This window comes from Salinivibrio sp. KP-1 (assembly GCF_000968645.1).
Taxonomy (GTDB): domain Bacteria; phylum Pseudomonadota; class Gammaproteobacteria; order Enterobacterales; family Vibrionaceae; genus Salinivibrio; species Salinivibrio siamensis.
The window spans coordinates 342,626-366,164 of sequence record NZ_LAQR01000001.1 but is presented as its reverse complement, the minus strand read 5'-3'; the positions used below and the strand labels follow the sequence as shown (position 1 = coordinate 366,164).

Sequence of the window (23,539 nt, the reverse complement as noted above, 5' to 3'; positions counted from 1 at the left end):
AGTAGTGTCGAGTGGTTTATATGCTGGTTAGGTCGCCACACCGTGCGACATGAACGCAGACAATATATTACCCAATACAAACAAGATCAATTATCGTTTGCATTCCTGTTCTCGATCAATAGAATCACCTTCAAATGATGATAAGTCGCATTTGCAGTAAGGCATAGAGAACCGTTATGAAAACCAGAAAGGATATTTGGACAGTAAAGCATAGCCACCGTGTCGCCTTGGCAGTCGGGGCCGTGCTGAGTACGATGACTGTTGCGCCTCAGGCCGTCGCTGAGAGCGCGAGTGCCGCCAGCCAGTCTAACGAGGCTAGCCCTGTAGAGACGCTCTCTGTCTACGGAAGTCGTATGGACACGCAAAAAGCGAACGCTGGCGTGGCGGTGAGTACAGTGTCATTGGAAGAGATAGAGAAACGCCAGGGAAGTAATGTCACGGATTTGATTCGTCATTTACCCAATGTCTCCGTACTCGGAGGAGGGCGTGATGCCGCTCAGTCTGTTAGCATTCGAGGCCTTAGCAGTGACAACGGCCGCGTCATCCAGCTTGTTGATGGTGCCCGTCAGAATTTCTCGGTCGGCCATCGTTCCAGTCTATTCATCGATCCTGAATTGCTCAGTTCAGTCGAAGTGGTCCGTGGCCCTTCCAGTACGCTGTGGGGGTCTGGTGCATTAGGCGGTGTATTCGCACAAAACACCAAATCAGCCAGTGACTTTCTCTCTGGCACAGAAACCTTGGGTGGCTATGTCAAACAAGGCTTCCACAGCAACGACAACGCCTCACGTACAAGCGGTGCGGTGTTTGGTCGCACGGAGACGGTTGATTGGCTAGTACAAAGCTACTATCACGATAGCGACGATAGCCAATTAGGCAATGGCAAGACCTTGTCGTATTCTGCGGATCGAGAAAAAGGCGGGTTTGCTAAACTGGTGTTTACGCCTTCTTTGGATCACCAGTGGTCATTCATCGCGCGTCAAGGTAAACGTGACGCCATGGTTCCCTCTAATCCGACGACAGAAGAGCCGTCAACCTCGTCGCCCCTCGTGTATCGCCAAGTCGAAGACCAAAGCCTGTCGCTCACGTACAACTATAACCCTAGCCAGTCATGGGTGGATTTAGACACTCGCCTGTATTGGAACGACACCGAGGTCAATGAGTATCGGGTTGATAAAGGTGAGTTTGATAATAATCAGATGCAAACGCTGGGTTTGTCTTTATCGAACCGCTCGACGTTTAAAGCACTCACATTAACCACTGGTCTGGATGCTTATCAAGATCGCTTTGAAACCGTCCGAGATAAAAGCAATACCTCTCGCCCAGACAACCAAGATGCCGAAGCACAAAGCGTCGGCGTATTTTCCCAAGTTGATGTACCGCTGGGACAAGCATGGCACTGGCAAGCGGGTGTCCGTTTTGATGCTTATGATGCGAAAGATAAGCGACCCGAATCGACTATTGGTAACCATGATAATACGGCGTGGTCGCCTTCAACTGCATTGACTTGGAATGCGACTGAACAGTTAGCATTGACTGCCAGCTATCGCGAAGCATTTCGAGCCCCGAGTTTAGAAGAAATGTATGCCAGTGGCACACATTTTGGGATGAACCAGTTTGTGCCCAACCCAGATTTGAAACCTGAGGAAAGTGCCAACAAAGAACTCAATATTACTTATACGTTTTCATCGAGTCAGTATATTGATCAAGGTTATATTGATGCCCGAGTCTTTCGCAATGACGTCGATAATTTTATAAATCAATCGGTTAAAGACGGCTCTTGGGGGGCGTATAATGGCACCACGGTGAAGACGAACCTTCCCGAAGCTAAACTTGAAGGCATCGAGATTAGCTTGCATCACCAACTTGGTGGGTTTACCAATAATCTGAGCTACAGCCAAACCGAAGGCAAGAATAAGCATGATGGCAGCTATTTAGATAATATTCCCGCTCATAAATGGGTTGCGGAAACCGACTACGCGCTGGCGACGTTACCAGTGAGTGTTGGTGGTCGCGTCTCTCATTATGCCGATCAAGACGACACGAATAATGCCAACACCTACGACGGCTATACCCTGTGGGATCTGTATGCAAGTTATAGCCCGAATGGCGCCTGGGATGGGGTGAAGTTTGATCTCGCGATCGATAATTTAACCGATGAACAATACACCCAAGCGTGGGCGCAAACCGCGTCACCCGGGCGTGATATTAAGTTTAATGTTCGGTACCAGTTTTAACCCAAAGATAAAGGGCAGGTGAACGCCTGCCCACTCAGAGACGACACACCACAATAAGAATAGGCTGGAGTGATCAATGACAACCACTTTGAACGAGCAGGTAAACGCACTATTGGCAGATAATGCCTCTATATTGCCTGCTGATATAGCGAAAACCCTAGGCGTGAGTGAAGGCGAGGCAGTACGTGCCATGCCGGCTGAGTATCAAACGTGGGTGGACGGGCAGCATGCGGAAACCGTTTTCACCCAGGTGGCCGAATGGGGTGGCCCAGTCACAGCGATTGTGCATTCCGGTGGCTCAATTTTTGAAGTAAAAGCCCCGTTTCCGAAAGGAAAGATCGCTTATGGCTACTACAACTTAATGGGAAAGCCGGGTGAAATGCATGGCCACCTAAAATTAGAGCGCATGACCGGCATTGCCTTCGTCAGCAAGCCTTTTCGCGGTAAAACAACCCACTATATCGGCTTTTTCACCGAACAGGGGGATTCAATCTTTAAGATTTACGTGGGAAGAGACGACAAACGTCAGCTTCTTGAACATCAGGTTGAAGCCTTTAATCAACTAAAAACGCAGTTAGCGACCTCAACACCAACAGACCCGGAGCAATAATCATGGATCAAGCGACAAAACAACAACGCCTACAAAACCGCCTTGGCCCAGAAATCGAAGCCTTTCGTGCTAACTGTCGGACTTTGCAGCTAGCAACCGTCGATGCCCAGGGAAAACCCAACGTGAGTTATGCGCCATTTGCACAGTTGGAAGACGGTTTTTATATTTTAATCAGTGAAATTGCTCGTCATGCTCGGAACCTACAACAAAACCCCCAGGTTTCGCTGATGATGATCGAAGACGAAAGCGGGGCAAAACAGATTTATGCGCGCCAGCGCCTTAGTTTTGATGCCAATGCTGAATTGGTGATGCGTGATACCACTGAGTGGCAAACGGGGATTTCGGCGCTGACCCATCGCTTTGGCGATATTATCGACAGCTTAAGCGGGTTAGCTGACTTCCATTTATTCCGTCTAAAGCCGGAAAATGGTCTGTATGTCAAAGGGTTTGGTCAGGCCTTTCAGGTTGGCAGTGATGATTTTGTCGATATGGTACACCTTGACCAAGGTCATCGAAAACTTGGCGACAGCCAAGATGTTCAATCGACCGATGAGATAGCGGTTAACGACTAACCGAGTTTGCTTTCCTCAAACGGCGATGTGTGAAGCATCGCCACTCTTGTGTCGCTTCAGTCCGGGTTTACTTAGTAACAACCCAGTGATGATTATGATAAAGTTGTCGGCATCATAGAGCGTATAACCTGATTAGCATGAATTATCTCCCGTTGTCTGAATATAAAAGAAAGTGGATCTTCACCCACCAGTCTTTGCCTATTCCCGAACAGGATCTCGCTGATATTAAACCCATGGCTGAGGCACGCGCGGCGCAGTTATGGCAAGAATTTATCAGTAAAGACAGCCCAACACCGGATCATTTTGGCAAGCAAGATTGGCCGACGCATCAAAGCGTTTGGACCCAGCGACTGGTTTGGCAACAAGCCTGGGACGACGATGATGATCTTCCCGTAGAGTTTCTCGCTAACTTTCCTTGGGAAGACAATATTACGGTCTATTTTTGCTACGACAAACATAATATTGTCGAAACCCAATGGGGCGTGTTTAAACGGTATTGGAAAAACTTTCTATTCTACGATGATAAGCCTATTTTGCTTGGGCGTCGCCGCAAGGAAGTCGCTATGTTTGAGCAATCAGGCGAAGTGGTGATTGGCAAGCGTGACTGACCTCAAGTTATGAGCGGTAGTGCCGTTACCAATGGTAGCCATGCGCTAATGTGACAGCCGGGCGTGGTGACGGCGCGATGCGTCTTGATAAGTGACCAGCCATAGAGAGACGCGTTGTATTCGGTGCACAGTGTAGGAAGAAGTGATGATTAAGATAATGGCCGCAGTGTGCTTGTCGATGTTATTGGTCGGATGCTCACTGCCAAAAATGTCGGACTTATGGCGCAATTACAGCACCATTGGTCTCAATGAAGCACTGCGTGGCGCGCAACAAGATCTTGTCCATTGCCGCTATGACAAAACACTTGATACGGCTCAGCGCTACACCGTGATTGGTACGGCGCGAGAGAAAACACGTGCGTTTGAGCTAATGGGCATTGTCTACAGCGAACAAGAGAACAGTGCAGAGTTTGATCACACGCTGCAGCGGTTTTTGTTTTCAGAACCGGGACGAACGATGACGGCATCTCAGGTACAGATGCAGTGGCGTCAAGCCCAAATTGATATCGAACATCAACGCGAGGCAGTACTGAGCCAAACACATTGCTTGCAATCAACGACGTCACCAAAAGCAGGGCCGCTGAAGTAGCCCGTTTGCTGCGCAGGTCATCATTTTTTAGCGCAATAGGGCAGCCACCGTAACGGGGCTGCCTTTTTATTGCTCGAACCGCACCGACTTAGGCTTTGAGAATACTGTCAGCCAGTGTCATCAGGCGTGGGTAGGCAAACTCACTTTCTTTGGCGATTTCACCCTGCTCCGCCAACACTTCTTGCAAAATATCAGCGGTGGTGAGGGGATTGGCCAGCACGACACGGAAAACCGTGGTGGTGCGACGTTGCCATTGCTCAGGCGTGAGACGTGTACGGGAGACAAAGGTTTTGCCCGATTCGCGCTGGCGCTTTTGAATGAACTTGGTTAGGTCGTTAAGCAAATCATGCATCAACTCAATTTGCTCCTCACTTGCCACAGCCAGCGCGGTTTGTACTTTTGCGGGCACAAAGCGATAGGTGAGTAGGCACAACTCGGGTTCCGATATCAGCTCAAAATCTGGATCTGTGGTTATCATGTCGGCAAACGTCGCCGCTTTATCAATACTTTGATCGATCAATAACTCATAACCGCGGCGAGAAATGATGTTCATACAAGCAAACACCAACATTGCCATACCGCTGCGAGAGCCTTCGAGTGTGTGACTCCCCAGATCTTTTGCTCCTTTACGCAGGATGTACTCCGCATGATGTTCGATCGACGCCACGAGCGACGGATCTTTAAATAACACCATACCAGCCCCCATAGGGACATAAAGCTGTTTGTGCGCATCAATCGTGACAGAATCGGCACGTTCAATCCCAGCCAGTTTGTGGCGCTGATTATTTGACATCAAGGTCGCGCCGCCCCACGCGGCATCAACGTGGAAGTGAATGCCCTCACGTTCCGCAATATCAGCCAGTGCATTGAGAGGATCAATGCTGCCTGTCTCTGTGGTGCCCGCCACCCCCACGATAGCTATCGGTTTAATATTGTCCCGGTTAAGTGTGGCAATGGTTTCTTCGAGTGCATCAATGCAAATACGATTTTGGCTATCTGCAGGAACCGAGATCAGTTGGTCGCGGCCAATGCCGAGTACATCAGCCGCCTTACCCAATGAATAGTGGCCTCGTTCTGACACCAAGATCGCGAGGTCGCGATAGCCATAGTGACGCATCGCGCCAAACAAGCCAGCCTTGTTGATGCCAGGAAACTCTCCGTCAGGTTTGAGCACGTTATTTCGCGCGACCCACAACGCGGTGATATTCGCCACCGTCCCACCTGAGCAGAAGGCCCCTAATGAATGGTTCGCGCTGTGCATCCAACTTTGATAGAAGGCGTCGTCTTGCTGATAAATCAGGTTGTGCAACATGCCAAGCACTTGCCGCTCAAGCGGTGTAAACGCCTTAGATGTTTCAATTTTGACCGTATTTTGGTTGAGGCCAATCATGATTTTAGAGAGCGGCATCAAAAAATAAGGCAGTGCAGAGGTCATGTGGCCGATAAATCGCGGTGAAGCGGTATGTACCGATTGAGCGACGAGCTTATCGAGCAGAAACTGCGTGTGATCAGAGACAAAAGTCGGGTCTTCAGGGATGGCCGGATCGCTAAAATCGCGCTCAATATCAGCGAGCGACCGTTCGGTGGCCGTAATATGGTTTTGTAAAAACCGGTTTAGATTCTGAGAGATCGCTTGCTCAATTTGACTGAGCGTTGAATCTGGGGCTTCGGGGACAGTGAAAATCCGGTGCAAGGTTTCCGGTGTGGCGTCCGCGGCTTTATTTTGTGTTGCCATGACGTTCTTCTTATATCTGCTTGGCTGTCCAAATAGTGACTCTCTCATGCGCATTGAGAGTAGGGTCACGATCACTGACTAAAATTAGGCCTCAACATAGCAAAAAAAAGCGAGAGCATCAGGCTTTTTTTACTGATAGATGACAGCTGAAACAGCACACGCGAAAGAGAGTCGATAAAAGAGCCAGCGGTTGCCGGCTCTCAAACAGCGGCCTGTTTACTGACACTGACGTTGGTTAATGCTGTTCATTTGGTCATTGTACTGGTTAAGTGCCTTATCAATCTCTTTTGGATGACTTAGCAGATCGGCAAGTGCACTGCGAAGGGCGTAGTTCCCGTCCATGGCTTCGCCTTGGCGGAAGTTAAACACTTTTTCGGCCAGCGCAGAGGGGGGCAACGAGCTTTGTGCGAGTGTTTTTACGTCTTCTTGGCCTAGTTTTAACCAAGATTCCACAGGCGCTTCCAAATTGAGCTTGGCGCTGTCATTTTCTAAATAATAATCAAACGCTTTTGCATTGAGGTTAAAGTGATTTTTACGGCCTTGCAAAAACCACTGTGCAACCTCATCGAGCGATGCGTCTTTTTTCACCGTCATATCGACCAACGCTTGGTACCAATTGATCGATGCATCTACATAATCATGATACTTGGCCGAATAGCAGTCTGCATTTTTGACAGGCGCAGCGTTTGACATTATCGGCAATAGTGCCGCGACCAGTGCAAGGGCATAGCGTTTCATAACATTATCCTAATCGTTATCGTGTTTGCGCTTTATGATTATACGCACCAACCATGTGCGGGGCGCAAACGTTGAGGTTTGGGCATCTTTGTGAATGATAAAACGAGGATATTGTAGAACGAGCCAGCGACAAAGTTAAATAACACATTGATATAAAAAGCCCTGTAGCAGAAAAGCTGTGACGCCACACTCAGTTAGCGCGTTGACATAGCTTATGGGTTCGACAGTACCGACAGCCAGTGGTGGGTAAATTCGGCAAAACCAAACCCTCCCGGCGCATCCGTGATCCAAGTTGGCGCGGTGGCCAATGCTGGAAGGTGAGGAGCAATATTCGCGACGCCGACGCTCAGAGGAAAGTGGGCAAACATTTCGCTGTCGTTCGGTGAATCGCCAATAAACGCTGCGCGTTGCTGAGTTTGCTTTCCTGTGACACTGTAATGATCTAACCATTCTTGCGCCGCGTGTCTTTTACTGTGGTTACCTAACCAGGCGTTAATATGAATCGAACTGGCCGTTGCATTGACGCCCTGCCCATGAAGCTCGTCGAGTAATGCATTGATCTCGTCTGCGGATGCGCGTGGCGTATGCTGGCCAATATCAATCGCCACTTCACAGAGACGATAAGACTGATCGGCAGCAAGTGCGCGAGCTGGATAGCGCTGAAGTAAGCGGTTTACCCAGTCAAGTAGCGCAGCTTGCTGTTGATGGGCGGCGTGATTGATTTTCGTGAAGCGCTGACCGTTTTCTTGCCATAGGATCACGCCACCGTTTTCGCTTATCACCGTATCGACAGGCCAGGCGTTAATCATATGATCGCCCCAGCCAGCGCACGCGCCAGTAACAGGGACAACGTGAATGCCGGCTTCACGGAGATCGGCCATTGCCTTCAGTGTTTGCCAAGGGAGCTCACCTTTCCATGTCAAGGTGTCATCTACGTCGGTAAACAGCCATTGCACGTTACGCCAGCGTATGGCGTGGTCATGCATTGACGATATGGGCAAACACTGATTCGGCATAGGTATTGCGATCCTCACTAATTAAATAGCTGCCACGTGGCGATGATTCATTTGACGCAGAGTGAGCGCCAGCCGTTTTCCCTGCTCATGGTCAAACACGTGGAGGTTCTCAGGAGCAATCGCCAAGGGTAGGTTATCTCCTTCTACGACCTTACTGTGCCCCTCTAAACGCAGTGTGATGAAACTGTCAGTATCGCTTATATGGCCATAGACCAGCAAATCAGCTCCCAAAGACTCGGTTAAGGTAACTGACAGTGTGAAACAGGCCTGATCGGCCGGTACCACTTTTAAGTGCTCGGGACGTAATCCGAAGGACACGGATTGTGTGTCAATGCCCTGACACTCAGCCAATACGTGTTGACCTATCGAGAGGACGTCATTGTCGATACGACCTTCAACGATATTCATCGCTGGTGAGCCGATAAAAGTGGCCACAAACAAGCTAGCCGGGGCATCGTAGACGTCTAAAGGCGTACCAATTTGTTCAACGTTACCACCATTTAATACCACGAGGCGATCCGCCAGGGTCATTGCTTCAACTTGATCGTGGGTGACATACACAGCAGTGGTATTCAGCTTTCTCTGCAAACTTTTGATTTCCAAGCGCATTTGCACACGCAGTTTGGCATCAAGGTTGGATAACGGCTCATCGAAGAGAAACACCTTGGGACGACGCACAATGGCTCGCCCCATGGCTACGCGTTGTCGCTGTCCGCCGGACAATTGATTGGGCCGTCTGTCGAGTAGATGCTCTAGCTCGAGCATGGTCGCGACCTCGGTGACAAGCTGTTGAATGGTCGCTTTTGGTGTCCCGCGATTTTTAAGGCCATAGGCCATGTTGTCGAATACACTCATGTGTGGGTAAAGCGCATAGTTTTGAAATACCATGGCAATATCGCGCTCGCCAGGTTCAAGATCATTCACTTTTTTATCGTCAATGACTAATTGTCCGCTGGAAATCGCCTCTAGGCCGGCAATCATGCGCAGTAAGGTTGATTTGCCACAACCACTGGGGCCCACCAATACAATCATTTCGCCATCTTTCACTGATAAGTCGACGCCGTGAATGGCTTTGAACCCATTAGGGTAGGTCTTTGCCATCTGTTCTAGGGTTACCGTTGCCATTTACTTCTCCGTTTCCACTAAGCCTTTTACAAAGAGTTTTTGCATGCCGAGCACCACGATCACCGGGGGTAGCATCGCCATTAGAGTTGTTGCCATTACGCGGTTCCATTGCACCTCACCATCACCAACAGAGAGCATGCGCTGAATACTCATCACAATGGTGTAGTACTCATCATCGGTGGTGATCAAAATCGGCCAAAGGTACTGGTTCCAACCATATATAAAGGTGATCACAAACAGTGCGGCGATATTGGTGCGCGAAAGAGGCAGCAGAATGTCTTTGAAAAACTTGAACGGGCCCGCGCCATCAATTCGCGCGGCTTCAAGCATTTCACCTGGGACCGTCATAAAAAACTGACGGAATAGAAAGGTCGCCGTAGCGCTGGCGATGAGTGGAATGGTCAATCCCGACATCGAGTTGAGCATGTTCAGGTCGGCAATGACCTGGAATGTTGGCATGATGCGCACCTCCACCGGTAGCATTAGGGTCATGAAAATCACCCAAAATGCCAACATTCGACCGGGAAAGCGAAAATACACCACGGCATAGGCTGAAAGAATGGAAATCGCGAGCTTGCCAATGGCGATGCCCATTGCCATTAAAAATGAATTCCACAGCATGCCGGCCACGGAAATGTTTAACTCGCGTGATGTGCCTTCGGTTAATACCTCCTCGAACACAGATAATCCTTTGTCACCAAACCATAACGGCGTGACACCACTTACAAAGGCGCTGCTGTCATGGGTGGCGGCGGTCAACGCAAGCCACACAGGGAGCGCCACCGAGGCGACGCCTAAAATCAACACCAAATGCGAGAACACAGTAAGCCAAGGGCGACGTTCAACCATTAGTAAGCCACCTTCTTTTCAACATATTTAAACTGAATCACGGTTAATGCGCCCACGAGGATCATCAACACGACGGATTGCGCGGCGGACGATCCCATATTGAGGCCGACAAAACCGTCTGCATACACTTTATAAACCAGCGTTGTGGTGGATTGACCGGGCCCACCTTGCGTCATGGCATGAATCACCCCAAAGGTTTCGAAAAAGGCGTAGACCAAGTTCACAACCAGCAGGAAAAAAGAGGTCGGAGAGAGCAGTGGAAAAATGATGGTCAAAAAGCGTTTTACTGGGCCTGCGCCGTCAATAGCTGCCGCTTCAACCAATGAACGTGGGATAGATTGCAGCCCGGCGAGGAAGAACAGAAAGTTGTAGCTAATCTGCTTCCATGTAGCGGCAATGATCACCATGGTCATGGCATCGCCAGAATGGATAAACGGATTCCAGTCTAAACCAATGGCTTTTAGCGCGTGGGCCAATACACCGACAGTGGGATTGAACATGAATAACCACAACACCCCTGCGACAGCGGGAGCGACCGCGTAGGGCCACACCAAGAGTGTTTTATAGCCTGTCGCCCCTTTAATGACACGGTCAGCCATCACCGCGAGCACAAGCGCCGATAGAAGCGCGATGCCTGCAACAGAAAAACTAAAGAATAAGGTGGTCAAAAAAGAGCGATAATAGCTGGTGTCTCCCAATAACTCGGTGAAGTTTTCGCCACCGACAAACTCGGTACTAAGACCGAAAGGGTCTTCCAACAAGGTGGATTGCCATACAGCCTGCGCCGCGGGCCAGATAAAAAAGATAAAGGTGATCAGCAATTGAGGCGCGAGCAATAAAATGGGAAACGCACAATGATTAAATGTGGGTTTATTGGACATAGGCTTTCTCAAAAAGTGGAGCGGCAGTCTATACCGCTCCGTCATACAACATGGTTTTTACTGAATGGAACTAAATCGCTTATTGATTGGCTTTAGCAAACTTTGAAAGCAAGCCATTGGCGCGCTCAACTGCTTCATCCAGCGCTTCTTGAGCCGATTGATCGCCGGACCATACGGTCTCAAGCTCTTCGTTAATCACATCACGGATTTGAACGAAATTACCTAAGCGGATCCCTTTAGAGGCAGGCGTTGGCTCGACCTCGGTCATTTGTTTAATCGCGACGTCTGTGCCTGGGTTTTGAGCATAAAAGCCTTGCTTCTTGCTTAGCTCATAGGCTTCGTGGGTAATGGGCAAGTAACCGGTGAACTGGTGCCAGTCCGCTTGGATTTCAGGTTGAGACAAGAAGGAGAAGAACTGGGCGACGCCCTTGTACTCTTCTGACTCGTGGCCTTGTAGAACCCAAAGCGTGGCCCCGCCGATGATGGTATTTCTTGGCTGCTCAACGGCTTTATCCCAGTAAGGCAGCTTGGCAACGCCAAACTCGAAATCTTTTACGCTTTCGCGCACACCAGCGTAAGACGCTGAAGAGTTCATGTACATGGCACATTCACCACTGTAAAACAGCGGCGCACTGTCAGAGCGGCGGCCTCCATATTCAAAAATGCCAGCCTGTTGCCAATCCGCCATTTTGGCAATGTGATCCACAAATGGAGACTGGTTAATTAGCATCTTGTTATCGACACTGCCAAAGCCATTGTCATTGGTGGCAATGGGCGCATTGTGGCGAGCACCGAGGTTTTCAATTTGTACCCAAGACTGCCAGCCAGTCGTGAAGCCGCACTGAGCGCCATTGGCAAGCAGTTTCTCAGACACTTGCTCAACTTCTTCCCAGGTTTTGGGAGGGTTAACGCCAGCTTTAGCAAACAGATCTTTGTTGTAATACAGCACGGGCGTTGAGCTATTAAATGGCATCGACAGCATATTCCCGTCTTCGTCTGAATAATAACCCGTCACAGAAGAGAGGTAGTCAGATTGGTCAAACGGGACGTTCGCGTTTTCCATTAGCTCATAAACCGGGTATACCGCCCCTTTTGCTGACATCATTGTCGCGGTGCCTACTTCAAACACCTGGACGATATGAGGTTGCTTGTTGGCGCGGAATGCCGACACAGCGCCTGTCATGGTTTCGGTGTAGTTACCCTTGTAGACGGGTTTGACGGAATAGTCATCCTGACTGGCATTAAACTTCTCAGCAATTTCATTCACTTTTTCGCCAAGGTTTCCGCCCATTGCGTGCCACCATTCAATTTCGGTTGTCGCGTTGGCAGAAAAAGAGGCCAGCAACAGGGCCGAAGAAAGCGCGGTTAAGCGTTGGGTTTTCATGCGTCACTCCTTTTGAGGATGGGGTAATGTTCATTCGGCAACTTAATGAACAAAAATGAACATAATATGAACCCAAACGAAAAGGGAGATGACAATTGTATGACTTTTGACCGCGGTCGCATGGTATGTGAAAAAATTGTTAATTAGAGCGTGTTTTGATGATGAAAATCCTGCAAGCGCAAAGATTTACTCGTAAACACTCTGTCATATTTACACGAGACAATGCGGCTCGCGCTGTCCTACAATACCCAAATAACTGATTGAGATGAGACTGTTCAAATGAAAATCGCGCCACAGCAATTATGTGGGCATCGAGGTGTCGCTGCTCATGCTCCTGAGAACACGTTAACGTCTATTGCAAAGGTGCGAGAGATGGGGTTAAGTTGGGTCGAGGTCGATGTGCAACTGACCCAAGACGGTGTTCCCGTGGTGTTTCATGACCATAGCTTACAACGGTGCACCAATGGTGCAGGGGCGTTAAAAGACACCGCCTTGGCCGATTTACAGCAGCTCGATGCAGGTGGGCACTTTTCGCCAAAGTTTGGGTATGAAAGGGTACCCACGCTCATGGCCGTTTTAGCCCAAGCGCACCGCGATGCGCTTCATATCAACCTTGAGATCAAAACTTACCCGGATAGCGATATACCTGCCTTGTGCCGCGCGATATTTGCTTGCTTGTCGGCAAGCCCTATCAGCACCGAGAAGGTATTAGTCTCATCTTTTTCTCTTGAGGCACTCGCGATTGTTCGTGATGAAATGCCTGAGTTAGCGCGGGCGATTCTATGGGAAACGATCCCTGATAATTGGCGTGATTTCCGGGACTTAGCCACGTTTAGCATTCACTGCAACTATCGCCACCTCACCCAAGAGAAAGCCAAAGCCGTTAAAGATTCAGGTTTAGCGCTTAAGTGTTATACCCCTAATAAGCCTGTTGAGGTCGAAGCCTTGTGGGGTTGGGGCGTAGACATGATGATCACCGACGACCCAAGTAAATACTTAGCACACCCTTACTGACACGGAGTCAACCGAATCGTTAGGTGAGCGGTCGATAATGTCATACAACAAGGAGCTTATGTGTCACAAGAGGCAGAGTTAAATTGGCGCCAGCGCGAAATATTAGCGCAATTAGCAAAAACAGAGCACCTAGAAACGGATGATTTGGCCACGCAGTTTTCGGTCACGACGCAGACTATTCGTCGTGATATTAATCAGCTTTGTGCGCTTGGCTTAGCTCGGCGTCACCATGGCGGCATTAATATGCCCTCTGCGCATGTCAATAGCGATTACCAACGTCGTTTGCAAAGGCACAGTGGCGTTAAAACGGCGATTGCACGCGCGGTGGCCGAGCACATTCCTGAGGGGGCGACCGTGATGCTCGGGATAGGGACCACGGTTTCTGCGATTGCTGAGCAGCTATTAACAAGACGCGACCTTCGCGTAATCACCAATAACGTTCAGATCGCGCATATTCTGGGGGCTAATCCCGACCTCGATATTTGGCTGGCAGGAGGGAAGCTGCGCGCCAATGACCAAGATATGGTTGGACACTCGGTGCTTCAGTTCCTGTCGCGTTTCCAACCGGATATCGCCATTATCGGCTGTGCGGCAGTCAATGAAGAGGGATGGGTGTGTGAGTTTTCCCCCGACGAAGCGGATGTCAGTGACACCATGCTTAGTGCAGCGAGTGCAAGATGGTTGGTGGCAGATGGGTCAAAGTGGCAGCGCAGTGCGCCGGTGAAAGTGACAACGTTAAGTCAGTTTGATTATGTGTTCACCAACGATGTATTGAGCAACTACTCGACGCTGCCGGCAGATATTGCTTTTATTCCTTGTGACTCGCGCGATCTCGGCTCCACGCAAGCGCCAACTGCCAACTGAGAAGGGTTGGCTAAGTTTGTGTGATGAAAAAGCCTGCATGACGACCGTCAAGCTTGCGCGGATAAAATAGCGCGATACAGTGCCTCGGTGGCTTCACGCGGCGTTTGCTCAGGGTTGTAGAAGAACTCATTAATCACGTCGAACACCGCGCTTTGTACATAACGTGTGGTGGAAAGGCCGTGTGACATGCTGGGGCTTAAGGTGCCATTCTCTTGCGCGTAGGTAAACGCATCACGTGATTGTTGTGCGCACCGGTCTCCCTTGGGGAGGGGCACATCAAATCGGATAGGTAACGAGCCTTTGTAACGGTTAAAGTCACGCTGGAACTGTGGTGTGAGGAGGTACGAGGCCATGTCTGTTTGGCTTTGTCGCTCACTTTGGCTATTGGGCTTGAAAAATACAAAGCTGTCGACATTGTAACTAAAGGCTTTTTTCGTCCCAGGGAAGGCGACACAGGTAAAGGCTTTGCCTTCTTGCTGGTTGGCGGCAAAAAACTCCCCTTTGGCCCAATCACCCATCACTTGCATCCCCGCCTGATTATCAATGAGTAGACGAGTGGTATCGCTCCAGTTGCGTCCTTGACCCGAGTCATCCACATATTGGCGCATCTTCGCCAGCAGGGTAAAGGCTTTGACCACATCGTCACTAAGGAGTGCTTGGCGATCAAAGTCTAAAAAGGCACGTTGGTAATCTTGTGGCCCCAGTACTGATAGCGCCAGACTGTCGAAAAGCGTCGCGACTTGCCATGGCTCTCCTCCCAACGCGAGTGGGATATAGCCTGCTTGCTGCAATTTATCGGCGGCAGCAAAAAAGCTATCAAAGTCGGTAGGGATGTCGGCATTGGCTGCTTCAAAGGCGCGTAAGTTGACCCACAGCCAATTTACGCGGTGAATATTGATGGGCGCCGCCACATAGTTACCTTGGTACTGCATGACATCACGTAACGGGGCGGGGATTTTATCTTCCCAGTTTTCCGCTTCAGCAATCTCATTGAGGTTGCGTAAAAAGCCTAAACGGGCCCATTCGGTGATCTCCGGCCCTTTGATTTGTGCCGCAAGGGGCGGGTTACCACTGATGGCACGGATCCTCAAGGTGTTCATCGCGCTTATCCCTGCGCGGCCACCGACCGCGAAGTCTTGCCATTGATGGCCTTGTTGCTCAATGCCTTCTCGCAAGACAGAGGCGGCTTTGGCTTCACCTGCTGATGTCCACCAGTGTAAAACTTCAACATCACTTGCGGACACTGCAAGGCTATAGGTGGCGAGCATGCCACCGATGATCCATTGAGAGAGGTATCTATTTAAGCGTGTTAAACGTGCCATTATTCTTCTACCCGAGGAAAACTGATATCAACTTGCAGGCCGCCTTCACTGCGGTTACTGAGCACCATATCCCCGCCATGCGCGTGGATGATATCGCGCGCAATCCCTAAACCGAGCCCCGAACCGTCGTTATCATCATGTAAGCGTACATAAGGGTCAAACACCGAGTCGAGCTCTTGCTCAGGAATACCTGGCCCCTCGTCAATCAGGGTAATATCTAACGTGTGTTTTGCGTCCATCACATAAATCGTCACTTTATCGCCGTATTTCACACCATTATCAATTAAATTGGATAAGCAGCGTTTGAAGGCGAGTGGCTTACACGTAAACGGAGGTACTGCGTCGCTTTCAATACTGACTCGAATACGGTTTTGGTTGTGTGGTTCGACAATCATCGCTAAGAAATCAATGACATCAATAGCCGCCATGTTCTCATGGATATCGGTGTCTCTGACCGTTTGTACGGCACCTTTAACCATAATTTCAAGATCATCTAAATCTTTATTGAGCTTCGCGGCTTGCAGGTCGTCATCAATTAATTCGGCCCGTAAACGTAAGCGGGTGATAGGCGTTTTTAAATCATGCGACATGGAGCGGAATAAGGTTTCGCGCTCACGTAGGTGACGTTGTAGGCGACGCTGCATACGGTTAAACGCCCGTGTCACAATGGCGATTTCTGCCGCGCCTTCCTCCTTCAGGGGAGGTTGCTCAATGTCGGTGCTAAACAAGTTCGCTGCTTTGGCCAGACGTTTTAAGGGGCGTGCTTGCTGACGAATCAAGGTGTAAGTAAAGAACAGTAATAGCGCAGTGATCACCACGATAAAGACCACTTGATCGGCGGTAATCAAGGTATCATCGAGCGTGACATAGGGCGCGGGTAACAATGCAGCGATATAGATCCACTCATCTTTTTTCAGCTCCATTTGTACCACCAAAATGGGGGGATTTAATGGCTCTAAACTTAACGTGTGATGTGCCCAAGATTTGGGCAAGTCTTGCAATAAAATGTCGTTGTTGAGCACGCGTAAGGTTTCAGGGCGCGAAAAGTCAACATCAATGGTATTCAATGACGGGAGCTGCTCGTGGAGAATGCCCGATACGGTACGGGTGGCGACCTTTTTCGCCTGTGTCTCTTCAATAGGCGTGATTTGGATTTTTTCTTTGTTAAAGGAGACAAAAAACCGTGTCCCGCCCATGTTACGTAATTGATTAAGCGCCACATGCCGATAAGCAACGGGCAACGATTGAAAGAAGGTGGTGGTTGAGGCAAACATGTTAGCTAAACTCGCCGACGCCGCCTCTAGCCCCGCAAGTTGGGTTCGTTTTGATTGGGTATACCAAATTGAGGTGGCAATGCCCTGCGCCAATACCACGGATAACAAGGTCAGCAGCAAGGTGCGTGATAGCAAAGAGCGAGGGATCAGCTTTTCTAGCCATTCATGATTCATATTGGATCTCAGCGACAAACATATAACCCGCACCTCGCACAGTTTTAATCAAGTTCGCTTTGCCTGTGTCACGTAAGCGCTGGCGCAAGCGGCTGACTTGTACATCGATGCCACGTTCTTGTGCCTGTGCATCGCGGCCGCGCGTCGCTTGGCTAATCGCATTACGATCGAGCAACTGGTGTGGGTGATCGATAAACAGCATCAGCAGGGCATAATCAGACGCCGACAACTCTATCTCCATGCCGGTGACAACCTGGTGCAATTGCTGGGTGGCAGGCTCTAGACGCCACTGGCCAAACCGAATCGCTTTGGGTCGGGACAGCGTGGTCTCCTGCAATTGCTGGGTGCGACGTAATAATGCACGAATACGGGCGATCAATTGGCGCGGACTAAAGGGCTTGGCGATATAATCATCGGCGCCTAGCTCTAGCCCAACAATTTGATCCGTTTCGTCTGATACAGCGGTGAGCATGATGATAGGCACGCTCGAATCTTTACGAATACTTTTGCATAGCGTAAAGCCATCATCCCCTGGGAGCATCACGTCGAGTAAAATTAAATCCGGGTATTGGACAGCCAGCTTAGTTTGCATCTCATGACCGTTTTGCGCGGTCATCACTTCGTAACCGGCTTTGGTGAGATAAGCTTGGAGAAGCTCACGGATTTCGACATCGTCGTCGACCACTAAGATGCGTTTGGCTGAAGCCATATCGCCATTGTCCTCGTTGCTAAAGTCAGTTCCTCCATTATCGGTGCTTTATCGTTGAGATGCTACAAACAAAGCCGCACTTTGTGTAATTAATCAGCGACTTGTTGATAACCGTTTTGGTGATGATGTCAGAGCAGACACCCAGGAGGGGGAAAGGTATAAAAAGGCAGATAGTTCATCGCTTGACGACGCGAGATCGTGAAAAAGACAAAGCCCTCCATTAAGAGGGCTTTGGTTGACATCACAGTGTGTTATGAACCGTGACGAGCTATTCGCTATTCGCTATTCGCTATTGCTGTGCATCGCTTTGCGAATACACAAGGCCGCGCCACCCCAAGTGACGGCAAAGCCGATAAGCATCATGATGATTGCGCCTGTTGTCATGCGTCTGTCTCCATATCGCGAGCAGGGGTCGTGGTGCTATTAACGATAATACCAACCACCAGCATGGCAGCGACCAAGCCCCAACCCAGGGTCAGTAATTCGAATTGTGCGTAACCGCCGTAGCCTTCGTTGAAGGTGTCAATCAGGTTTTTCACCAAGATCACCGCCAGCATAATGGGGCTGATAAAGCGGATACAAATTTCCATCCACTGACCCACGCTGAATTCAGAGACACGGTTAACATACTGACGGATGTCTGACAGTTTAACTAGCCAGCCGACCAGCAGCAGCTCAAGCAAACAGCTTGTGAGCAGTGCAACGTTGTTAACAAAGTAATCAACCAAGTCAAGCAGCAATAGACCGCCGTTGGTAGCGAACGCCATTGATACGACAAAGCCCACACCACATACGGCTGTCGCCGCTTTTTGACGAGTCACATTGAGCTTATCCATAATTGACGACGTCACGGCTTCAATGATGGAAATGTGCGAACTCAAGCCAGCAACAACCAATGCGAGGAAGAACAATGGACCAAGAATATAAGGGATAGGGAGCAAATTAATCGCGGCAGGTAGCGTGACGAACGCTAGGCCAACGCCCCCGCTGACGACATCGGTGATCCCCTTGCTTTGTTCCGCCGCCATATAGCCAAGAATCGAGAAGATCAGCACGCCGGCAACAATTGAGAAGCCACAGTTGATCAATACCGTCATCAAAGCATTGTTGTTGACGTCGGACTTTTCTGGCAAGTAGCTAGAATAAGCAAGCATGATGGCGAAGCCTACCGACAGCGTGAAGAAGATCTGCCCATAAGCGGCGGACCACACACTGGCATCGGCCAATTTGCTAAAGTCAGGCGAGAACAGATAGTTCAAACCATCCAGTGCCCCTGGCAACATCACCACACGGCCAATGAGTAACAACACCATGATAAACAGCAAAGGCATCATGATTTTGCTGGCTTTTTCGATGCCGCCTTTTACGCCACGGAAAACGGCTGCATAGGTGATGGCCCAAGCAATGATCATTGGAATCGCGATGTGCCACTGCCAATCACCCAAGCTGGTGGGAGAGTTTTCCCCCAATTTTAGGTAATCGGAGAAGAAGAAGGCGTTGGTGTCTGTGCCCCAATCTTGGCCAAACGAAAAGCCAAAGTATGAAATGGCCCAGCCAATAACGGCGACGTAATAAATCCCGATGGTTGCCGCGATTAAAACTTGAAACCACCCCAGCCATTCAAATTTGGTATTGAGCTTAGAAAACACCACGGGCGATGAGCCGCGCAGTTTTTTCCCTAGCCCAAATTCCATAATCATAAATGGAATACCCGCGGTGAGCATGGCGAAAAGGTATGGAATAAAAAAGGCACCGCCACCGTTCTCATAGGCCATGTAAGGGAAGCGCCAAATATTCCCTAGGCCGACTGCTGACCCCACGGCAGCCAGGATAAACCCAGCGCGTGAGCCCCATTGTTCTCTTTTCATATCTACTTACTCCTTTGCGAATCGCCTTTCTTTACGCCCATCCAAATATGCAGTGTTGTGAGGCTGCGTTTTTTGGCCGATATGAAAGAAATAGCACATTCCCGCAATATTGATTTTTAACTTCCTGTTGCCCGAATGTTGAATTTTTTATCTAAAGCGGGCAGTCATTGCACATTAAGCACAGCGTGAGGCTAAATCAATAGCCTTAAAACCAACAAGTTAGCAAAAAAATGGGGGTTAACCTGCTATTGGTAGAGTGAGGTAGATATAAATCATGTTTTGTTAACCTTATATAGTGATAAAAACTATCATAATTATCAATAAGTGGTGATTAATGGTTATTTTTGTTCGCTCGTCAATTGATGAAAAAAACAACGCCAAGACGTGTTGAGCGCGTGCCACAGCGCCAGAAAACATGATCTCATTAGCAGAATTTTAGACAACAAAGACGCACACTAAATGTGGTTTATACTTGTTATAGCAGCGTTATCACCTAGGAGGACATCATGAATACGACACTCACTTATGCACTGGTCACGACAGCCTGCGCACTCGGCCTTATTTTTACGTTTGCCGCCGTGGCGGTAATGGCATAGACAACACTTGGTTCGGTGGCTTCCGGTTTGATGACGATGCCACGGCACGGTAGCGCTAGCACAGTGTCACACGACGCGTTAAACTGTGGGACTTAGCTAATTAAAAATAGTCAATAAAACATAAGCATAACGCTAAATGTGATGGTAAGGGGCGAACGTGGTAGAAACCAATCAAGCCGTGCAGCCCACGGTGTTGACCGACAACGCGCTGACCGCTGGCGCACAGAGCGGGACTCACGCGCGGCCGCAGCGCATAGCCCTTGTGCTTCAAGGGGGCGGACAACGAGGTATTTTTACTGCAGGTGTGCTGGATGCGTTTTTAACCCACCGATTTGACCCCTTTGAGCTTTATTTTGGTACATCGGCGGGGGCGCTCAATATGAGTGCCTATGTCTGCCAACAGTACCAATATGGTTACCGCTTTATTACCCAACTCACCACGCAGGAGCGCTTCTTCCATTTAATGAAGTATGTTCGCCGGCAGCATTACATGGACTTGGATTGGGCGTTAGACACGGCGTTACCAGGTAAAGAAACGGCTCTGGATATGGAAGCGGCGCGGCACCATCTGCAAAACCGTTATGCTTATGCATGCGCGACTGACATAGATACGCTGCAACCAGCCTTCTTCTCACTGACAGAAGACACCTGGCCAGATGCCCTGAAAGCGACCTGTGCGATTCCGCTACTTTATCCGCATCCGGTGAACATCGGTGAGCACCGTTATGTGGACGGTGGGGTAACAGCGGCGATCCCGGCAAAAGAAGCGTTTGCGCGCGGGGCGGATATTATCGTCGTGGTTCGCACTGAGCCAGTGGTTGAACAAGATAAACGTGATGATGAGAACCGGCGCTTTCTTGAAACACTACGCGAACGCTTTGAGGCGAAGAGGCCGCAATTTAAGCTCTCCGATTATTTATCAAACTTTGAGTCCAAATATCGACTTGCACGCTTTGAAACCTTCCAGAAAGAGCTCAGTAAGCAAATCGGTGAACTGTCAGATCGCTATAAGTCCAGCCGCGAGCAATTGGTTAATCGTGTGCGCGACAGTATGAAAGAGAAAGCGATGCAAAATGGTGGTCGTTGGCTTTTTGGTGGCGACACGATTTATCGGCTCCAGTCTTTATCCGGCAAGCCGCTAAACACCGAAATGCTTAAGATGCTGACGACGCATTATCAAAGCTACCAAAGTGAACTGCAGTTTTTGGCGTCACCGCCTGCGCGTGCTCAGATAGTGCAAATTGCGCCGAGCGCTCCGTTGCAAAGTAGTGCCTTACTGAGTAAGCCGGAGGCATTGGAAGCCGATTATCAGCTAGGGGTCTCGCTGGGGAACCAATTCTTACGTGAATACGGTGACTCGCTGGTTTCTATGTCGACTGTAGATAACCCTAGCTTTGAGTCAACGTCAGTAAGAATGCCGCATCAAGGGTAGAGCTGATGACAGAATTTGAAAAAATGCAACGTGGCTTGCCTTATTGTCCCGCGGATGAAGAGCTGACTTTGTTTCGATATGCCGCGCGCCGACTTTGCCAACAGTTTAACCGGCTCGATCCTGAAGATGCGGCCAGTTTAGCGGTGGTAACCACCAAGCTATTCGCCCGTATTGGCGATAACGTTGAAATCGACGCGCCTTTCTTTTGCCATTATGGGATGAATATTCATCTTGGCAACAATGTTAGCGTCGGTCCAAATTGCACCATTTTAGACGGGGCGCATGTCAGTATTGGCGATAACGTGAGTATTGGCCCCAACGTTGGGATCTATACCACGCGTCATCGCGTATTACCGCTAGACATTGCCCGCGGTGAATGTGAGTCCTCTCAGGATGTCATCATCGGTAATAACGTTATCATCGAGGGAAATACCGTGATAAAAGCAGGCACGGCAATCGGTGAAGGGGTAGTGATTGAAGCCGGATCAGTGGTTGATACGGATATCGAACCTTTTTCTATTGTGGCTGGCAATCCGGCTGCGGTGGTACGGCGTTTGCAGTGATGAGGATAGAGACAAGGTGACAGATACCTCCCAATACGATTTTATCGCATCCTCCCGATAAATGTTATATTATAACATTTTTGAATTGGCATACTGATGTGGGTGTAGTAATGTTAGCGCCCTCAATCGGGTATCAGCAGTAAGAGATAGACGCAGAATGGTTAAAGTTAGGGCCCGAGTGCCGTTGAAAGTCGGGGTGGGAAGCCAGATCCCAGCAGAGATCCTTTCCTTCCATGGTTTAGAGTCTGAGCAAGAGCACGTCGCGCTAATTTTCCAACAAGCCGATAAGAAAGCCGATCCGCCTTTGGTTCGCATGCATTCCGAGTGTTTAACCGGTGATGTTTTCCATTCCTCTCGATGCGATTGTGGCGAGCAGCTTGAAGAGACCATCCAAAAGATGGGTGAAGATGGCGGTATTATTCTTTATTTGCGCCAAGAAGGGCGCGGGATAGGGCTGTATAACAAGCTGGATGCCTACAAGTTACAAAGCGAAGGGATGACGACGTATGAAGCGAACAACCATTTGGGATTTGCGGATGATTTGCGTGATTTTGCCGAAGCGGCGCAGATGCTAAAAGCGTTAGACGCTCACTGTATTCGCTTGATCACCAATAACCCCAAAAAGATTGAAGAGCTCCAAGCGGCAGGGGTTACCCTCAAAGAAGTGATTGGCACCAAAGCCCACCTTAAAGACGGCAACCGTAACTATCTTAAGGCAAAGATTGAGCATGGTAAGCACCGTCTCAATATTGAGCAAGATTAAACATTCGTCGCTAAAAATTGGCTAATTTGCCAGCTAGGCAGTGACAATCACTGTCTATATTCGCTACATTATTGCCATTATATCAGTCATTGCTCAAGGACGAGTCATGCGTGTGCAAACATGGCATTATCTCTTTCCCCCATTGCCTCCCGTGGCGATGCTCATTGCGATTGCAATTGGCTTATCACTGAGCCATTTCTTTCCTTTTTCGCTGGTGCTGGGTGCCCCGATGTGGGCTGCCTTGCCTCTGGGGTTAGCCGTGGGGTTATTAGCCGCCGCTAAATGGGCGTTTCATCGCCATCACACCACGCTTGATCCGCTGCAAATGCCCTCAGCGCTGGTGACGACTGGGATCTATCGCTATACCCGCAACCCTATGTATCTGGCGTTGGTACTCATTATCGCCGCAGCTGGGCTTTATTTTAATGCGCTATGGTGCTGGGGGATGATTCCCGCTTTTATGGCCTACCTATCCGCCACATTTATTCCTGCTGAAGAAGCCCGTTTATCACGCCAATGGCCAGATGATTTTGACGCTTATGTAGCTCGTGTCCGACGCTGGCTTTAGGATTAGAAAAACTAATCTTTAATATAATAAAGAATCGGGATCGTTATTCTC

23 protein-coding genes are annotated in these 23,539 nt (G+C 49.4%); 11 read left to right on the top strand and 12 right to left on the bottom strand.

Annotation, left to right across the window (positions count from 1 at the left end; all coding sequences use genetic code 11):
* The first annotated feature begins 176 nt into the window (after window positions 1–176).
* The 5 genes from WN56_RS01605 to WN56_RS01585 all read left to right on the top strand — a co-directional run bounded on the left by WN56_RS01605 (window position 177) and on the right by WN56_RS01585 (window position 4,613).
* On the top strand, window positions 177–2,234 hold the full coding sequence (locus tag WN56_RS01605) for a TonB-dependent hemoglobin/transferrin/lactoferrin family receptor (protein ID WP_052707991.1): 2,058 nt from the start codon (window positions 177–179) through the stop codon (window positions 2,232–2,234).
* Window positions 2,235–2,310: 76 nt separating this feature from the next.
* Window positions 2,311–2,844: a heme utilization cystosolic carrier protein HutX gene (gene hutX / locus WN56_RS01600; protein ID WP_046073303.1), complete on the top strand. Its 534-nt coding sequence runs from the start codon at window positions 2,311–2,313 to the stop codon at window positions 2,842–2,844.
* A 2-nt stretch (window positions 2,845–2,846) separates the two neighbouring features.
* Complete coding sequence (gene hutZ, locus WN56_RS01595; protein WP_046073302.1) at window positions 2,847–3,416, top strand: heme utilization protein HutZ; 570 nt, start codon at window positions 2,847–2,849, stop codon at window positions 3,414–3,416.
* A gap of 137 nt (window positions 3,417–3,553) precedes the next feature.
* Entirely contained in the window at window positions 3,554–4,024 is a 471-nt protein-coding gene (locus tag WN56_RS01590; protein ID WP_046073301.1) for a DUF2947 domain-containing protein, read from the top strand.
* 145 nt (window positions 4,025–4,169) lie between these two features.
* A complete protein-coding gene (locus WN56_RS01585; RefSeq protein ID WP_046073300.1) occupies window positions 4,170–4,613 on the top strand; it encodes a hypothetical protein in 444 nt (147 codons plus the stop codon).
* A gap of 88 nt (window positions 4,614–4,701) precedes the next feature.
* Here the strand turns inward: WN56_RS01585 and panP are convergent, their stop codons facing one another.
* The 7 genes from panP to ugpB form a co-directional block, all read right to left on the bottom strand.
* Window positions 4,702–6,348: a pyridoxal-dependent aspartate 1-decarboxylase PanP gene (gene panP, locus WN56_RS01580; protein ID WP_046073299.1), complete on the bottom strand. Its 1,647-nt coding sequence runs from the start codon at window positions 6,346–6,348 to the stop codon at window positions 4,702–4,704.
* 216 nt (window positions 6,349–6,564) lie between these two features.
* Window positions 6,565–7,086: a hypothetical protein gene (locus tag WN56_RS01575; protein ID WP_046073298.1), complete on the bottom strand. Its 522-nt coding sequence runs from the start codon at window positions 7,084–7,086 to the stop codon at window positions 6,565–6,567.
* 212 nt (window positions 7,087–7,298) lie between these two features.
* The gene (locus WN56_RS01570) at window positions 7,299–8,102 is read right to left on the bottom strand and encodes an HAD family hydrolase (protein WP_052707990.1); all 804 of its coding nucleotides are present in this window, start codon (window positions 8,100–8,102) and stop codon (window positions 7,299–7,301) included.
* A 21-nt stretch (window positions 8,103–8,123) separates the two neighbouring features.
* The gene (locus tag WN56_RS01565) at window positions 8,124–9,227 is read right to left on the bottom strand and encodes a sn-glycerol-3-phosphate import ATP-binding protein UgpC (protein WP_046073297.1); all 1,104 of its coding nucleotides are present in this window, start codon (window positions 9,225–9,227) and stop codon (window positions 8,124–8,126) included.
* Window positions 9,228–10,076, bottom strand: coding sequence for a sn-glycerol-3-phosphate ABC transporter permease UgpE (gene ugpE, locus WN56_RS01560; protein WP_046073296.1), 849 nt, complete (start codon window positions 10,074–10,076; stop codon window positions 9,228–9,230).
* The gene (gene ugpA, locus WN56_RS01555; protein ID WP_046073295.1) at window positions 10,076–10,957 is read right to left on the bottom strand and encodes a sn-glycerol-3-phosphate ABC transporter permease UgpA; all 882 of its coding nucleotides are present in this window, start codon (window positions 10,955–10,957) and stop codon (window positions 10,076–10,078) included. The genes ugpE and ugpA overlap by 1 nt, the downstream gene beginning before the upstream one ends.
* Before the next feature lie 79 nt (window positions 10,958–11,036).
* Complete coding sequence (ugpB, locus tag WN56_RS01550; RefSeq protein WP_046073294.1) at window positions 11,037–12,341, bottom strand: sn-glycerol-3-phosphate ABC transporter substrate-binding protein UgpB; 1,305 nt, start codon at window positions 12,339–12,341, stop codon at window positions 11,037–11,039.
* 279 nt (window positions 12,342–12,620) lie between these two features.
* Between ugpB and WN56_RS01545 the strand changes: the two genes are divergently transcribed.
* Together WN56_RS01545 and WN56_RS01540 are read left to right on the top strand one after the other, a co-directional pair.
* A complete protein-coding gene (locus WN56_RS01545; protein WP_046073293.1) occupies window positions 12,621–13,355 on the top strand; it encodes a glycerophosphodiester phosphodiesterase family protein in 735 nt (244 codons plus the stop codon).
* 60 nt (window positions 13,356–13,415) lie between these two features.
* Window positions 13,416–14,219, top strand: coding sequence for a DeoR/GlpR family DNA-binding transcription regulator (locus WN56_RS01540; protein ID WP_046073292.1), 804 nt, complete (start codon window positions 13,416–13,418; stop codon window positions 14,217–14,219).
* 47 nt (window positions 14,220–14,266) lie between these two features.
* Here WN56_RS01540 and WN56_RS01535 read toward each other — a convergent pair whose 3' ends face one another.
* The 5 genes from WN56_RS01535 to WN56_RS01520 all read right to left on the bottom strand — a co-directional run bounded on the left by WN56_RS01535 (window position 14,267) and on the right by WN56_RS01520 (window position 19,566).
* Entirely contained in the window at window positions 14,267–15,541 is a 1,275-nt protein-coding gene (locus tag WN56_RS01535) for an ABC transporter substrate-binding protein (protein ID WP_231637378.1), read from the bottom strand.
* Entirely contained in the window at window positions 15,541–16,989 is a 1,449-nt protein-coding gene (locus WN56_RS01530; RefSeq protein WP_046073290.1) for an ATP-binding protein, read from the bottom strand. The genes WN56_RS01535 and WN56_RS01530 overlap by 1 nt, the downstream gene beginning before the upstream one ends.
* On the bottom strand, window positions 16,979–17,698 hold the full coding sequence (locus WN56_RS01525) for a response regulator (RefSeq protein ID WP_046073289.1): 720 nt from the start codon (window positions 17,696–17,698) through the stop codon (window positions 16,979–16,981). Before WN56_RS01525 ends, WN56_RS01530 begins: the two co-directional genes overlap by 11 nt.
* A gap of 282 nt (window positions 17,699–17,980) precedes the next feature.
* A complete protein-coding gene (locus WN56_RS16830; RefSeq protein ID WP_100297978.1) occupies window positions 17,981–18,082 on the bottom strand; it encodes a MetS family NSS transporter small subunit in 102 nt (33 codons plus the stop codon).
* Window positions 18,079–19,566 (bottom strand): sodium-dependent transporter, encoded by a 1,488-nt coding sequence (locus tag WN56_RS01520; protein ID WP_046073288.1) that lies wholly within the window; start codon window positions 19,564–19,566, stop codon window positions 18,079–18,081. Before WN56_RS01520 ends, WN56_RS16830 begins: the two co-directional genes overlap by 4 nt.
* Before the next feature lie 753 nt (window positions 19,567–20,319).
* Here WN56_RS01520 and WN56_RS01515 point away from each other — a divergent pair.
* The 4 genes from WN56_RS01515 (at window position 20,320) to WN56_RS01500 (ending at window position 23,488) form a co-directional block, all read left to right on the top strand.
* Window positions 20,320–21,594, top strand: coding sequence for a patatin family protein (locus WN56_RS01515; protein WP_231637376.1), 1,275 nt, complete (start codon window positions 20,320–20,322; stop codon window positions 21,592–21,594).
* 5 nt (window positions 21,595–21,599) lie between these two features.
* Complete coding sequence (locus WN56_RS01510; RefSeq protein ID WP_046073287.1) at window positions 21,600–22,157, top strand: sugar O-acetyltransferase; 558 nt, start codon at window positions 21,600–21,602, stop codon at window positions 22,155–22,157.
* A gap of 157 nt (window positions 22,158–22,314) precedes the next feature.
* Window positions 22,315–22,920 carry a GTP cyclohydrolase II gene (gene ribA, locus WN56_RS01505; protein WP_046073286.1) on the top strand — a complete coding sequence of 202 codons (606 nt, stop codon included), beginning with the start codon at window positions 22,315–22,317 and terminating at the stop codon, window positions 22,918–22,920.
* Window positions 22,921–23,026: 106 nt separating this feature from the next.
* Window positions 23,027–23,488, top strand: a complete 462-nt coding sequence (locus WN56_RS01500) for an isoprenylcysteine carboxylmethyltransferase family protein (protein ID WP_046073285.1) — start codon at window positions 23,027–23,029, stop codon at window positions 23,486–23,488.
* Window positions 23,489–23,539: the final 51 nt, after the last annotated feature.